This window comes from Rathayibacter sp. AY1F3 (genome assembly GCF_002931975.1).
Classification (GTDB): Bacteria; Actinomycetota; Actinomycetes; order Actinomycetales; family Microbacteriaceae; genus Rathayibacter.
In genome coordinates, this window is record NZ_PSVF01000009.1 from 45,737 (window position 1) to 59,905 (window position 14,169).

The window sequence follows — 14,169 nt, forward strand, 5'->3', positions numbered from 1 at the left end:
GGAGCAGCATCCCCGCCTCCCGCTCGGTCCCGGCGGAGGCGCCGGACGGCCCGCGCATCCACGTCGCGTGTCCCTCGTCCTGGGACGGGGCCGGTGGCGCGGGCCCGGTCGCACTCCGCCGACCGTCGCTTAGGCTCTCTCGAATGAGCACCACCACGTCCGCCGACCGCTCCGCCCGCGGCAGGCCGCGCCGCCGTCGCGGCCTCTGGATCACGCTGATCGTCCTCCTGGTCCTGCTGATCGGCGCCGTCGTCGCGGTGCTCCTCGGCGTGCGCACCTACGACAAGGCGATGACCGTCCGCGACAAGCTGACCGAGGCGATCCCGCTGGTGTCGCAGGTGACGGACAGGCTGACGACGTTCGACACCTCCGGGGCGGAGGAGACCGCGGGCCGGATCGCGACCCTCACCGGCGAGGCGCGCGACGAGACCGAGGACCCGGTGTGGCGGGTGATGGAGGTGGTGCCCGTCCTCGGGCCGAACCTGTCCGCGGTCCGCGCCGCGACCGAGATCGCCGACGACGTCTCCGGCCGGATCGTCACGCCGCTCTCCACGACCTCGCTCGACATCCTCAAGCCCGTCGACGGCAGGGTAGACCTCGCGGCGATCACCGAGCTGTCGCAGAAGATCACCGTCGCCAAGGAGGTCGTCGACGCGGCGCAGACCCGCGTCGAGGGCATCGACCGCGGCCCGCTGGTGCCGCAGGTCGCCTCGGCCCTCGACTCCTTCACTCCGCAGCTGGCCACCGCGACCGCGGCGATGGAGCAGGTCGAGCCGCTCACCGCGATCCTCCCCGACTCCCTCGGAGCGTCCGGTCCGCGCCACTACCTGGTGATGTTCCAGAACCTGGCGGAGTCGCAGGCTCTGGGCGGCGGCGCGTCGTCGGTGATGCAGCTCGACGTCGACGGCGGCGCGATCTCGATCGGCCGTCAGCTGGGCAGCGGCGACTTCCGCGGTCTGGCGCCCGTCACCGTCGACCAGAGCGCGCTCGACACCATCGGCGAGAACATGGCGACGACCTTCAACGTCTCGACCAGCCGCCCCGACTTCCCGACGGCCGCCTCGATCGCCTCGCAGTTCTGGGCGCAGAAGTTCCCCGACCAGAGGATCGACGGCGTCCTCGCGATCGACCCCGTCGCCCTCTCCTACCTCCTCGGCTCGACCGGGCCCGTGACCCTCACCGACGGCACGGTCCTCACGAGCGAGAACACCGTCTCGACCCTGCTCAACGAGGTCTACTTCCGCTACCCGGAGTCGGTCGTGGCCGAGCGCACCGACGAGTTCTTCTCGGAGGCGAGCGCGACGGTCCTGGGCAAGATCCTCGGCGGGGAGATGGAGCCGACGAAGATGCTCCCGGCGATCGTGAAGGCGGTCGACGAGAGCCGCATCCTCGCCTACAGCTCCGACGCCGACGAGCAGGCGCTCCTCGCGCCCACGCCGATCGCGGGGGTCCTGCCGCAGACGACGACCGACGGCACGACCACCGGAGTGTTCTTCCAGGACGCCTCGGGCGGCTCGAAGATGGACTACTACCTGAGCACGGCGGTCACGCAGTCGAGCGCGGGCCGGTGCGCCGCCTCCGGCGCGGTCTTCACCACCTCCGTCACCGTGACCAACACGATCTCGAAGGCGATCGCTCGGACGCTGCCCGGCTACGTCGCCGCGGCCGGCGGGCGCGGTGCGTACCCTCTGGGCGACTTCGTCACCAACATCTACGTCTACGGCCCTCCCGGGACCACGGTGTCGAGCGCGGCGTGGACCGACGGCACCGGCTACGGACCCGAGAGCCTCGACGACCTCGGCCGTCCCGTCTCGAAGGTCGCCGTGCAGCTCTCGCCCGGCCAGTCCGAGACGTTCGACGTGCAGTTCAGCGCCGGCGACGCCTCCGGCTTCGGAGACCAGGCCGTGCGGGTGACCCCGATGATCAACCCCACCGCGGTGACGCTGAACGACGAGCCCGCCTGCGGCTGACCGCGCGATCGCGCCCCGAGCACGCCGACCGCTGACGCGCCCCCGGGTAAGTGCTAGACCAGCGCCGAACCGGGGATCGAGCTCGTCACGAGCGAGGAGGCGAGGAACGCGGTGGCGATGCAGAGCACGAACCCGATGACCGGCACGAGGAACGCGCGTCGGCCCACGAGGTAGCGCACGACCGTCACGACCACGGCGATCAGCGTCAGCGCGGGCGGCCCGATCAGCGCGATCGAGACGCCCCAGTCGATCCGGTCGAAGTCGCAGGCGAAGTTCTGGCCCTCGCACTGCGCGGGGAAGACCGAGAGGATCGCGGCGAGGTAGCCGAGCACGATCGTGAGCAGGCCGAGGGCGAGGCAGCCGAGGATCGAGAGCACGAGGTCCCAGCGGCGCCGGCGCGGCTTCCCTGCGGCGATGATCTCGCCCACCGAGCGGTAGGCGTCGGACCGGAACTCGTCGTGCGCGGCTCCGGGACGGGCGGTCGCAGGACGGGCGGTCGCAGGGCGCGCCGTCGCGGGTCGGGCGGCGGGGCGGGAGGCGCCGGCCGAGGCGGCCTCGGCCCGCGCGCGCTTCTTCTTCGACGAGGCCATGCTCAGAAGATCATCGGGCGGTCGTCGTCGAGGGTCGTCTCCAGGTCGAGGTCGACCACCACCGGGACGTGGTCGCTCGGGGCGTCGCCCTTGCGCTCGTCGCGGTGGATCGAGGCGCCGGTGACGAGCTCGACGAACGCGGGGGAGCCGAGCACGAAGTCGATCCTCAGCCCCTCGTTGCGCGGGAAGCGGAGCTGCTTGTAGTCCCAGTAGGTGTAGCCCTCGGGCACGAGCGGGCGGACGACGTCGCGCAGGCCCGCGTCCTCGAAGGCGGCGAAGGCGGCGCGCTCGGGGATCGAGACGTGCGTGGATCCGGGGCCGAGGCTCGGGTCGCCCACGTCGCTGTCGAGCGGCGCGACGTTCCAGTCGCCGACCAGGGCGAGCGGCAGGTCGGGCTCGGCGGCCAGCCACTCGCGGGTGCTCGCCTCGAGGGCCGCGAGCCACTCGAGCTTGTAGAGGTAGTGCGGGTCGTCGACCGCGCGGCCGTTCGGGACGTAGAGGCTCCAGACGCGCACGCCGTCGACCGTGGCGCCGATCGCGCGGGCCTCGAGCGGGTAGGAGCCGTCGGCCGCCGCCTCCTTCGCGAAACCGGGCATGCCCGGGAAGCCGATCTGCACGTCCTCCATCGGCAGGCGCGAGGCGATGCCGACGCCGTTCCACTGGCTGAGCCCGACCATCTCGACGTGGTAGCCGGCGTCGGCGAAGGCCTCGTGCGGGAACTGCTCGGGCTTGCACTTGAGCTCCTGCATGGCGAGGACGTCCACGTCCTCGCGCACGAGCCAGTCGACGACGCGGCCGGTGCGGGCCCGGATGGAGTTCACGTTCCAGGTGGCGATGCGCATCCTGGAAGTGTAGGAGCCGCCGCCGACACGTCTCCTGCGCGTCCTCCGCGCGTCCCGGCGGCCGCGGGCCGGGGGAGTCATCCCCTCGGCGGATTGCGGAACCGGTGTCGGTGGTCGATGGTTGTCTAGCGCCGTCCCGACCGGCCGTTCGTCGTGCCGTCCGGACGCCGCCGCCGCCCGCGCCGTGCGGGCCCGACGGGCTCCCCGGCGCTCCGCGCTCCCCAGCCCGGTCCACTCCCCTCCCGCTCCTGCTCCGCCCCTCCGGAGGACCCATGATCCTGCTCCGCCTCGCCTCCGCCTACGCGAAGCCCTACGCGCGCTGGGTGGCCGCCGTCGTCGTGCTGCAGCTCGTCGCGACGCTCGCCGCGCTCTACCTGCCGAGCCTCAACGCCGAGATCATCGACCAGGGCATCGGCCGCGGCGACACCGACTTCATCTGGGGAACCGGCATGACCATGCTCGGCGTCTGCGTCGTGCAGGTCGCCGCGGCGATCGGAGCCGTGTACTTCGGCGCCCGCACCGCCATGTCCGTCGGCCGCGACCTGCGCCGCGACGTCTACCGCCGCGTCGACTCGCTCAGCGGGCTCGAGGTCGGCGGCTTCGGCACGGCCACCCTGATCACCCGCGGCACGAACGACGTGCAGCAGGTGCAGATGCTCGTGCTGATGACCCTCAACTTCATGGTGTCCGCGCCGATCATGTGCGTCGGCGGCATCGTCTTCGCCCTGCGCGAGGACGCCGGCCTCTCCTGGCTGGTCTGGGTGTCGGTGCCGCTGCTGTTCGTCGTGGTCGGCTTCCTGGTGTTCCTGCTGCTGCCGCTGTTCCGCCTCATGCAGGACCGGATCGACGGGATCAACAGCGTGCTCCGCGAGCAGATCACGGGCATCCGCGTGGTGCGCGCCTTCGTGCGCGAGCCGTTCGAGTCCGAGCGGTACCGCAAGGCCAACGCGGCGATCACCGAGGTGTCGATCAAGGTCGGCAACATCTTCGTGCTGATGTTCCCCGCGATCATGATGATCCTGCACCTGGCCACCGCGGCCGTGCTGTGGTTCGGCGGGCAGCGGGTCGACGCCGGTCAGATGCAGGTGGGCTCGCTCACCGCGTTCCTGCAGTACCTCCTCCAGATCCTCACCGCCGTGATGATGGGCGTCTTCATGGTGATGATGATCCCGCGCGCGGTCGTCTGCGCCGAGCGGATCCAGCAGGTGCTCGACGCCCGCACCAGCCTCACCACGCCCCAGGGCGGAGTCCCGACGCCCGCGCGCGGCCGCGTCGAGTTCTCCGGGGTCGTCTTCGGCTACCCGGGGGCCGAGCGCCCCGTGCTCTCGGGCATCGACATCGTCGCGGAGCCGGGCCGCACCACGGCCGTCGTCGGCTCCACCGGCGCCGGCAAGACCACCCTGCTCGGCCTCGTGCCGCGCCTGTTCGACCCGCAGGAGGGCACCGTCACGATCGACGGCGTGCCCGTCTCCTCCCTCGACCGGGCGCAGCTCGCCGAGGTGATCGGGCTCGTGCCCCAGCGCCCCTACCTCTTCTCGGGGACGATCGCCTCGAACCTGCGCTTCGGCCGCCCCGACGCGACGGACGCCGAGCTGTGGGAGGCGCTGCGCATCGCCCAGGGCGAGGACTTCGTGCGGAGCAAGGAGCACGGGCTCGACGAGCCGGTCTCGCAGGGCGGCACCAACGTCTCCGGCGGGCAGCGCCAGCGGCTCTGCATCGCGCGGGCCCTCGTCGCGAAGCCGCGGGTCTACCTGTTCGACGACTCGTTCTCGGCGCTCGACGTCGCGACCGATGCGCGGCTGCGGGAGTCGCTGGCCGACGCCACCACCGACGCGACCGTGATCATCGTGGCCCAGCGGGTGTCGACCATCCGCCACGCCGACCAGATCGTCGTGCTCGACGCGGGCCGCGTCGTCGGCCGCGGCACGCACGACGAGCTCCTCGAGACGAACGCGACCTACCGCGAGATCGTCGAATCCCAGCTGAGCGTCGAAGGAGTGTCCTGAGATGGCGCGCACACGCGACACCACCGCCCCCGAGGAGACGACGTCCCCCGAGCCCGAGTTCGTGCCCGGCGAGGGCGACGGCGGCATGTTCGGGGACGGGCCGCCCGCCCGCAAGGCGCAGAACTTCTGGCCCTCGGCCAAGCGCCTCTTCTCGCTGCTCGGCCCCGAGCGCGCCCGGATGGTCCTCGTGGTCGCCCTGGTCTCGCTGTCGGTCGTCCTCACCGTCATCGCGCCCAAGATCCTCGGGCAGGCGATGGACACGATCTTCAACGGCGTGATCGGCTCGCAGCTCCCCGCCGGCGTCCCGCTCGAGCAGATCATCGAGCAGCAGCGCGCCTCGGGCAACGGCACCTTCGCCGACATGCTGGCCAAGACCGACATCGTGCCCGGCGCGGGCATCGACTTCGTGGTCCTCGGCCGCCTGATCATCATCGTGCTGCTGATGTACGTCGTCGCGTCGGTGCTCATGTGGGCGCAGGGCTACATCCTCAACGGCCTCGTGATGCGGGTGGTCTTCGGCCTCCGTCAGGACATCGAGGCCAAGCTCAACCGCCTCCCGCTGCGCTTCTTCGACACCCGGCAGCGCGGCGACGTGATGTCGCGCGTCACGAACGACGTCGACAACATCCAGACCGCGCTGCAGCAGGCCTTCTCGCAGCTGGTGCAGTCGGTGCTCACCATCATCGGCATCGCCGCGATGATGTTCATCGTCTCGTGGCAGCTCGCGCTGATCGCGCTGATCTCGATCCCGCTCTCGGGCGTGATCGCGGGCGTGATCGGCGCCCGCTCCCAGAAGCTCTTCGCCGCCCAGTGGAAGAACACGGGCGCGCTCAACGGCCACATCGAGGAGACCTTCTCCGGGCTCGAGATCGTCCGCGCCTTCGGCCGCGACCGCGAGATGCTCGAGGAGTTCGACCGCCGCAACGACAGCCTCTACACCGCCTCGTTCGGCGCCCAGTTCGTCTCGGGCATGATCATGCCCGCGATGACCTTCGTCTCCTACCTCTCCTACGTGCTCATCGCCGTGGTCGGCGGCCTGCGGGTCGCCTCCGGTCAGCTGACGCTCGGCGACGCGACCGCGTTCATCCAGTACTCGCGCGAGTTCACCCAGCCGGTGACCCAGCTGGCGAGCATGGCGAACATGCTGCAGTCCGGCGTCGCCTCGGCCGAGCGCACGTTCGAGCTGCTCGACGCCGAGGAGCAGGAGCCGGAGACGGCGACCGCGTCGCTCCCGCAGCGCACCGACGGCCACGTGGAGTTCGAGGGCGTCTCGTTCTCGTACGACCCGGAGCAGCCGCTGATCGAGGACCTGACCTTCTCGGCGCAGCCCGGGCAGACGGTCGCCATCGTCGGTCCGACCGGCGCCGGCAAGACCACGCTGGTCAACCTGGTCATGCGCTTCTACGAGCTCACCGGAGGGCGCATCCTGCTCGACGGCGTCGACATCACGAGCCTCGCGCGCGGCGATCTGCGCTCGCGCGTGGGCATGGTGCTGCAGGACGCGTGGCTCTTCCAGGGCACCATCCGCGAGAACATCCGCTACGGGCGCCTGGACGCGACCGACGAGGAGATCGTCGACGCGGCGAAGGCCACCATGGTCGACCGCTTCGTGCGCCAGCTGCCCGACGGCTACGACACGGTGCTGGACGCCGACGGCGGCAGCGTCTCGGCGGGCGAGCGGCAGCTGATCACGATCGCGCGCGCGTTCCTCGCGAACCCGTCGCTGCTGATCCTCGACGAGGCCACCTCCTCGGTCGACACCCGCACGGAGCTGCTCGTGCAGCACGCGATGAACGCGCTGCGCACCGACCGGACCTCGTTCGTCATCGCGCACCGGCTCTCCACGATCCGCGACGCCGACACCATCCTGGTGATGGAGTCGGGCCGGATCGTCGAGCAGGGCGCGCACGAGGCGCTCTTGAAGCAGCGCGGCGCCTACTACGAGCTCTACATGACACAGTTCCGCGGAGGAGGCGACGAGGCGGGCGAGCACGCCGCAACGGGCGCGCTCCCGAGCGGGGGAGGGGTCGCCCCGTAGAGTAGGCGCGTGACCGACGCACGCCAGCAGCTCATCGAGTACATCGGCTCCGACGCCGTCTTCCACGGGGACTTCACCCTCACGAGCGGCAAGAAGGCGTCGTACTACGTCGACCTGCGCCGCGTGAGCCTCGACCACCGGGTCGCGCCGCTGATCGGGCAGGTCATGCTCGACCTCATCGCGCCGATCGAGCGCGTCGACGCCGTCGGCGGCCTCACGATGGGAGCCGACCCGATCGCCGCCGCGATCCTCCACCAGGGCGCCGCCCGCGGTCTCGCCTACGACGCGTTCGTCGTGCGCAAGGAGCCCAAGGACCACGGCCGCGGCCGGCAGGTCGAGGGCCCCGACCTCGAGGGCAAGCGCGTCGTCGTCGTCGAGGACACGTCCACCACCGGCGGCTCGCCGCTGAAGGCGATCGAGGCCCTGCTCGAGGTCGGCGCCGAGATCGCAGGAGTCGCCGTCGTCGTCGACCGCGCGACCGGGGCCCGCGAGATCATCGAGGACGCCGGCTACCCGTACTTCGCCGCGATCGGTCTGGCCGACCTCGGCCTGAGCTGATGGTCGACGAGGGGGGACGCGGCGGGGGCCCGGGAGGCGGCGAGCACCCGGAGCCGGAGCGCCGCGGGTCCGAGGGCCGCGAGCCGGAGGGCCGCGAGCCCGAGCCTGCTGGATCGGAGACCTCCGAGCCGGAGCGTGCCGAGCCGGAGCGACCCGAGCCGGAGCGTCCCGTCGGCAGCAGCGAGTGGCTGCTCCAGCAGCTCAGCGGCGGCCGACTGAAGAGCATCTTCGATTCGCCCCGCCTCGTCCCTCCCGTGGAGGAGTCGCGCGCGGAGCGGACGTCCGGTCCTGCTGAGTCCGCAGCCGACGAGGCCCACGTGTCAGCGGAGGAGCGGAGCGTTGCGAGCGAGTCGGCCTCCTCCGCCGACGCGGCCGGACCGTCCTCGGGCGACTCCGACTCCGACTCCGACCCGGCGCCGCGCCGTGCCCCTGCCGCTCCGGTCGGCCTGTGGCCGGGGGAGCCCGTGCTGAGCGCGACGCCGGCCGCCGAGGAGGACGGCGGCGACCTCCCGAACCCCGCGGACGACTCCGCTCGGGTGGAGGAGCAGGACGCCGACGCCGACCGCGGAACGGTCGCGGAGCCGGAGCGCTCCTCCGGCCGCGACGGCGTCCCCGCCGAGGGACGGAGCTCTCGGGGCGACGACACGGGAGCCCGCGCCATGGGAGCGCCCGAGACGGGTGCCCGCGAGACGAGTGCCCGCGAGACGGGTGCCGGTGGGACGACTGCCCGCGGGACGAGCGCCTCCGACGCGGACGTGTCCGACGAGGACGACTCCGACGAGGACGCCTTCGACGCGTTCTTCGCCCCCCTCCGCGACGACGCCGACGGCTCCGACGCCTCCACCGATGCCGGCCGCACCGAGGTGCACCGCCGCGGGGCGGACTCCGTGCGCCCGGTCCTGCCGCAGACCGACCCTCCCGCCGACCTGCCGACCGCCCCCGCCGGACTGCGCAGCGCGCACCGGCCGGACGACGAGCCCGATGCCGGATCCTCGGCCGACGTCGACCCGGCGGGCCGCTCCGGCGTCCCCTACCCCGCCGACGGACGCCCGGTCGGCGCCACCCCGCCGACTCCGCGCGAGCCGACTCCGCCCGCCGTCTACGAGTGGCCCGACCCGCGCGGGGACTGGGACCAGCCGCCCGTGTGGGAGCAGGTCGTCGCTCCGCAGGACGAGCCCGACGAGGACGGCGGCGACGAGGAGCTGTGGCGCGAGACCGCCGGCGCCTACTCATGGAACCTCGAGCCGGCCGCCGAGCCCGCCGACCGCGCCGAGCCCGCGCCCTTCCGCACCGCTCCCGCGGTCGCCCACGTCAACGCCGCTCCGCCGCGGAAGCGCCGCTCCGCCCGGTCCCGACCCGAGAGACGCGAGCGCGACTCGGCGCCCGCCGCAGCACCCGCGTGGCGCACGCTCAGCCGACGCCGGCTCCTGATCGGCCTGATCGCTGCGGGTGCGGTGATCCTCCTCGCCGGCCTCTTCGCGATCGGCATCGCCGTCGGGAGCGCCGGCGGCCGGGCCGAGCCGCAGGCCGCCCCGGTCGTCAGCGAGACGCCCACGGCGGAGCCGACCCCCTCGCCCACTCCGACCGCGACCCTCCCGACCGTCGGCCCGCTGCCCGTCGGCACCTGGGCCTGGAGCGCGCTCCTCGGCGGCGAGTGCGTCGAGCCCTTCGACTCCGTCTGGGCGGAGGAGTTCACCGTCGTGGACTGCGCGGGGTCTCACTCCGCCCAGCTCGTCGCCACCGCGGAGCTGACCGACGCGGTGTTCCCCGGCCAGGACGCCCTGGCCGTCACCGTCTCCTCGCTCTGCCAGGCGCAGGGCGTCGTGGACGTCGCCGCGGCCGAGACCTACGGCGACGTGCAGGTCGCCGGTGCGTTCCCCGTCACCCAGGAGCAGTGGGACGCGGGCGAGCGCAGCTACTACTGCTTCGTCGACCGGGCGGGCGGCGGCGAGCTGACCGGCTCCCTCGCCGGCACCCCCGCGGCCTGACGCGCGCCGTCGCTCGGACCTCGGAGGATGCCGCCGGGCACCGGCCCGGTGCACCCGGCCGAGCCGCGGAGCGCCCAGTAGGATCGCTCGTCGTGCAGGAGAACGAGGCGACCCCCGCGACCGGACCCACCGCCTCCGTGGAGCTCACCACGAACGGCGTCGGCCCCTGGCAGGGGGAGTGGCCCGAGGACGACCGCCTCGACCCGGAGCTGCTGGAGCGCGGCGACGCGCGCAACGTGGTCGACCGCTTCCGCTACTGGCGGATGGACGCGATCGTCGCGGAGCTCGACCGCACGCGGCACCCGTTCCACGTCGCGATCGAGAACTGGCAGCACGACATGAACATCGGCTCGATCGTCCGCAGCGCCAACGCGTTCGGCGCGGAGGGCGTCCACATCGTCGGCCGGCGGCGCTGGAACAAGCGCGGCGCGATGGTCACCGACCGCTACCAGCACGTCCAGCACCACGAGACGGTGGCCGACCTCGTGCAGTGGGCCGCGGAGGCGGACGTGCCCCTCCTCGCCGTCGACAACGTCCCCGGCTGCGTTCCGCTCGAGACCTACCGGCTCCCCGAGCGCTGCCTCCTGCTGTTCGGGCAGGAGGGACCCGGCCTCTCGGAGGAGGCGATCGCCGCCTCGGAGGCGGTGCTCGAGATCTCGCAGTTCGGCTCGACCCGGTCGATCAACGCCTCGGCGGCGGCAGCCGTCGCGATGCACGCCTGGGTGCTGCAGCACGTCCGCTTCTGACCCCCGCGAGCCGCGGTGCCGTGTCAGGAACCGGCGCCCGGCCCGCTGCCGGGCCGCCGGGACTCAGACCGCCGAATCCGGCGGGAACTCCGACTCCAGCGGCTCCGACGACAGGAGCTCGTGCACCCCGCTCAGCACCTCGTCCGGGCGGAACGGATAGCGCTCGATCTCGGCCTCGTCGCTGATCCCCGTCAGCACCAGCACGGTGTGCAGGCCCGCCTCGATGCCCGCGACGATGTCGGTGTCCATCCGGTCGCCGATCATCCCGGTGTTCTCGCTGTGCGCGCCGATCTTGTTCATCGCCGAGCGGAACATCATCGGGTTCGGCTTGCCGACGACGTACGGATCCTTGCCCGTCGCCTTCGTGATGAGCGCCGCGATAGCCCCCGTCGCCGGGAGCACGCCCTCGGCGCTCGGCCCCGTCGCATCGGGATTGGTGACGATGAAGCGCGCACCCGCGACGATCAGGCGGATCGCCTTCGTGATCGCCTCGAAGCTGTAGTTGCGGGTCTCGCCCACGACCACGTAGTCCGGCGCCGTCTCCGTCATGATGAAGCCCGCCTCGTGCAGCGCGGTGGTGATCCCCGCCTCGCCGATCACGAACGCGCTCCCGCCCGGCTTCTGCGACGCGCAGAAGTCCGCCGTCGCCAGAGCGCTCGTCCAGATCCGCTCCTCCGGCACGTGCAGCCCCGACCCGCGCAGCCGCGCCGCCAGATCCCGTGGCGTGAAGATCGAGTTGTTCGTCAGCACCAGGAACGGCGTGCCCGAATCGGTCCACTCCTGGATCAGCTCGGGCGCGCCGGGGAGCGCCTTGTTCTCGTGCACCAGCACGCCGTCCATGTCCGTGAGCCAGGCCTCGACTTCACTGCGGTTCGTCGCCATGGGTCGATGCTATCGGCGGCACCCCCGCGCACGACGGCGACGACCGGCGAACCGCCCGGCTCCCTCCGCTGACGCCCCTGTGGAGGGACGACCGCCGTGCGCCGGACGGCCGGACCCCGGACCCGCACAGCCGCGAGCGGGATAGCCTGGGAGGCATGAGTGGCGAGAACCTGCTGGGCCCCGAACCGACCCTCCTCCCCGACGAGCCCGCGGTCACCGCGGCCCTCGCGAAGCACGCGAACCCGGGAGCCGTCGAATTCGCCGCCCTCGCCGCCGCCCACCCGCGCTCCCCGCTGGCCTGGGCACTGCTCGCCGACAGCGTCTGGGGCATCGACGCGGCCCTCCCCTCCTACGCCTACGCCCGCGTCGGCTACCACCGCGGCCTCGACCTCCTCCGCGGAGCCGGCTGGCGCGGCCAGGGCCTCATCCCCTGGCGCCACGGACCCAACCGCGGATTCCTGCTCTCCCTCTACGCCCTCCGCCGCGCCGCCGACTCCATCGGCGAGACCGAGGAGGTCACCCGCCTCACCCAGTTCCTCCAGCAGGCCGACCCGATCGCCATCGAGGAGATCGAGCGGTACCACGAGGACGCGTTACCCCCTACCGCCGCCATCATCATCCTCGGCAACGACTAGGCGCCGCCCGGGTGCGGTTCTGGCGGCGTTGTCGTCGGGCGCCGTAGCGCCGCTACGGCTTCCTCCTCCGCCTTGCCAGAACCGCACCCGGACGCCGCCTAGCCCTGTGCTGGTGGGGTGGGCGCCGTGCCTGCGGCACGAGCCTGCTCGCGCGGGAGTGTGGGGGCCGTGCCTGCGGCACGAGCCTGGTCGGGGGGAGTGCGGGGGCCGCGCCTGCGGCGCGAGCCTGGTCGGGGTGAAGGAGTCGGGCCGTGGTTGCGGCGCGAGCGTGGTGCGGGTGCTGGAGGGTCGGGCCGTGCCTTCGGCGCGAGCCGCTTCGGGCCCTGGACGTGGGACGTGCGTTCGGCGCGAGGCCGGCCTCGGGTGGCGGTTGATCGAGGCGGCGCGCGGGGGCTGCGGCAGGATGGGGGGATGGACGGCGGGGCGGTGGAGCGGCTTCTCGAGGGGCTTCCGGGAGCGGAGGCGGGGTTCCCCTTCGGGGAGGGGATCCGGGTGTGGAAGGTCGCGGGGAAGGTGTTCGCGCTCGAGTCGGAGCGGTTCGGGCGGCCGGTCGTGAGCGTGAAGGCGCTGCCCGAGAACGTGGTGCACCTGGTCGCGGGGGTCGACGGGATCGAGCCCGGCTACCACCTGAACAAGAAGCACTGGGTGACGGTCGACGCCGGCGGGACCGTCGAGCCCGAGCTGGTGCTCGAGCTCATCGAGGAGTCGCACGCGATCGTGGTCGCGAACCTGCCGAAACGGCTCCGCCTCGCCCTCGACGGCACGGCGTCCGGATCGTTGAACGAGGACGTCTGACAGCGGCCGGGACGCGCAGGGCCCGGACGCGCAGACCCCCGAACCGGCCGAGCCCGGACGCGCTGCGCCCGAGGCCCCGACGGAGCACCGGACGCCTGACGGTGCCCGCCTGCGCAGCGCCTGGACGCGCGGGTGCACAGGACCCGCGAGGGGGCGCCGACGCCTGACGGCAGCTGGACGCGCACCGCCCACGACGTCCAGCGCCCGAGGCCTGCGACGACCCCCGGATGCACGGAATCCCCCGCCGCAGCAGGGGATCCCGGAACGTCTCGCGCGGAGCGGTTACAGGCCGTAGGAGCGGAGGTACGCGGCGGTGTCGTGCCAGCCCTCGACGGCGAAGCACTCGACGCCCATCGCCTTAACGGGGTAGTCGTTGCCGTCCGGGTCGAGGCGGTCGCCGACGAAGATCATGTCGTCGAGAGGGATGCCCGTCAGCTCGGTGAGCTTGTTCATCCCGTACGCCTTGTCGATGCCCTTGCGGGTGATGTCGACCGACGTCGAGCCGCCGGAGCGGACCTCGAGGTCGGGGAGCACGGCCTGCACGGCCTCGCGGAGGGTGTTCTTCTTCTCGCCGTCCGGGTCCCAGGCCTGCTTGACCTCGACGGGCGCGGACTGGCCGAGGGCCGAGAAGGTGATCTGCGAGTCGCGGTCCTCGAGGATCGGGCCCCAGGTCTCGGACTCCCAGTAGCCGAGCTCCTTCGCCTTCTCCTCGACGGCGGCGAGCGCGCGCGACTTCTCGTCCTCGGTGAGGTTCTCGGCGTAGATCTGCGCCCAGTCGCCGTTCTCGTACCGGTAGTACTGCGTGCCGCAGGTGGGCATGAGGTGCAGCTTCGCGAGCACCTCGGGGTCGGCGCCCTCGAGGCGGTCGAGCACCTGCATCCGGAACTGGCCGATCTGGCCGCCCGAGATGATGCACACCTCGGTGGCCTGGAGCAGCTTCACGAAGAGGTCGGCCATCGCCGGGTCGACGGGGGACTTCGAGGCGGCGAGGGTGTCGTCGAGGTCGAAGGCCATCAGGCGGGGCAGGGTGCTCATGGAACTCGTTTCACGGTCTGCGGACGGGGCGGTAACGAGGATACGGGGCGCCGCCGGAACGCGCGCGCGGTCGGCGCGAGCGGG

General features: G+C 72.5%; 12 protein-coding genes. 8 read left to right on the plus strand and 4 right to left on the minus strand.

The genetic code is table 11. The annotated features are described in order from the left end of the window. Positions 1–143 precede the first annotated feature (143 nt). Entirely contained in the window at positions 144–1,970 is a 1,827-nt protein-coding gene (locus tag C5C39_RS07415; RefSeq protein WP_104353043.1) for a DUF4012 domain-containing protein, read from the plus strand. A gap of 53 nt (positions 1,971–2,023) precedes the next feature. Here C5C39_RS07415 and C5C39_RS07420 read toward each other — a convergent pair whose 3' ends face one another. Both C5C39_RS07420 and C5C39_RS07425 read right to left on the minus strand, forming a co-directional pair. Beyond that, on the minus strand, positions 2,024–2,560 hold the full coding sequence (locus tag C5C39_RS07420) for a hypothetical protein (protein WP_104326228.1): 537 nt from the start codon (positions 2,558–2,560) through the stop codon (positions 2,024–2,026). A gap of 2 nt (positions 2,561–2,562) precedes the next feature. Further along, positions 2,563–3,402 (minus strand): exodeoxyribonuclease III, encoded by an 840-nt coding sequence (locus C5C39_RS07425; RefSeq protein ID WP_104353044.1) that lies wholly within the window; start codon positions 3,400–3,402, stop codon positions 2,563–2,565. A 272-nt stretch (positions 3,403–3,674) separates the two neighbouring features. On the opposite strand from C5C39_RS07425, the gene C5C39_RS07430 reads away from it, so the two are divergent. From C5C39_RS07430 to C5C39_RS07450, 5 genes are all read left to right on the plus strand, one after another. Beyond that, positions 3,675–5,408 carry an ABC transporter ATP-binding protein gene (locus tag C5C39_RS07430; protein WP_104247972.1) on the plus strand — a complete coding sequence of 578 codons (1,734 nt, stop codon included), beginning with the start codon at positions 3,675–3,677 and terminating at the stop codon, positions 5,406–5,408. Between the two features lies 1 nt (position 5,409). Then, the gene (locus C5C39_RS07435; RefSeq protein WP_104353045.1) at positions 5,410–7,446 is read left to right on the plus strand and encodes an ABC transporter ATP-binding protein; all 2,037 of its coding nucleotides are present in this window, start codon (positions 5,410–5,412) and stop codon (positions 7,444–7,446) included. Between the two features lie 9 nt (positions 7,447–7,455). Then, complete coding sequence (pyrE, locus tag C5C39_RS07440; RefSeq protein WP_104256006.1) at positions 7,456–8,004, plus strand: orotate phosphoribosyltransferase; 549 nt, start codon at positions 7,456–7,458, stop codon at positions 8,002–8,004. Continuing rightward, positions 8,004–9,992, plus strand: coding sequence for a septum formation family protein (locus C5C39_RS07445; RefSeq protein WP_104353046.1), 1,989 nt, complete (start codon positions 8,004–8,006; stop codon positions 9,990–9,992). The genes pyrE and C5C39_RS07445 overlap by 1 nt, the downstream gene beginning before the upstream one ends. Positions 9,993–10,084: 92 nt before the next feature. Next, positions 10,085–10,738 (plus strand): TrmH family RNA methyltransferase, encoded by a 654-nt coding sequence (locus C5C39_RS07450; RefSeq protein WP_104353047.1) that lies wholly within the window; start codon positions 10,085–10,087, stop codon positions 10,736–10,738. 63 nt (positions 10,739–10,801) lie between these two features. On the opposite strand, the gene C5C39_RS07455 is transcribed toward C5C39_RS07450, so the two are convergent. Then, entirely contained in the window at positions 10,802–11,620 is an 819-nt protein-coding gene (locus C5C39_RS07455) for an HAD-IIA family hydrolase (RefSeq protein ID WP_104225721.1), read from the minus strand. 155 nt (positions 11,621–11,775) lie between these two features. Here C5C39_RS07455 and C5C39_RS07460 point away from each other — a divergent pair, with 155 nt between their 5' ends. Continuing rightward, positions 11,776–12,255 (plus strand): DUF3151 domain-containing protein, encoded by a 480-nt coding sequence (locus C5C39_RS07460; RefSeq protein WP_104353048.1) that lies wholly within the window; start codon positions 11,776–11,778, stop codon positions 12,253–12,255. Positions 12,256–12,666: 411 nt separating this feature from the next. After that, on the plus strand, positions 12,667–13,050 hold the full coding sequence (locus C5C39_RS07465; RefSeq protein WP_104258040.1) for an MmcQ/YjbR family DNA-binding protein: 384 nt from the start codon (positions 12,667–12,669) through the stop codon (positions 13,048–13,050). Positions 13,051–13,332: 282 nt separating this feature from the next. On the opposite strand, the gene C5C39_RS07470 is transcribed toward C5C39_RS07465, so the two are convergent. Continuing rightward, entirely contained in the window at positions 13,333–14,085 is a 753-nt protein-coding gene (locus tag C5C39_RS07470) for an HAD-IIB family hydrolase (protein ID WP_104222786.1), read from the minus strand. Positions 14,086–14,169 lie beyond the last annotated feature (84 nt).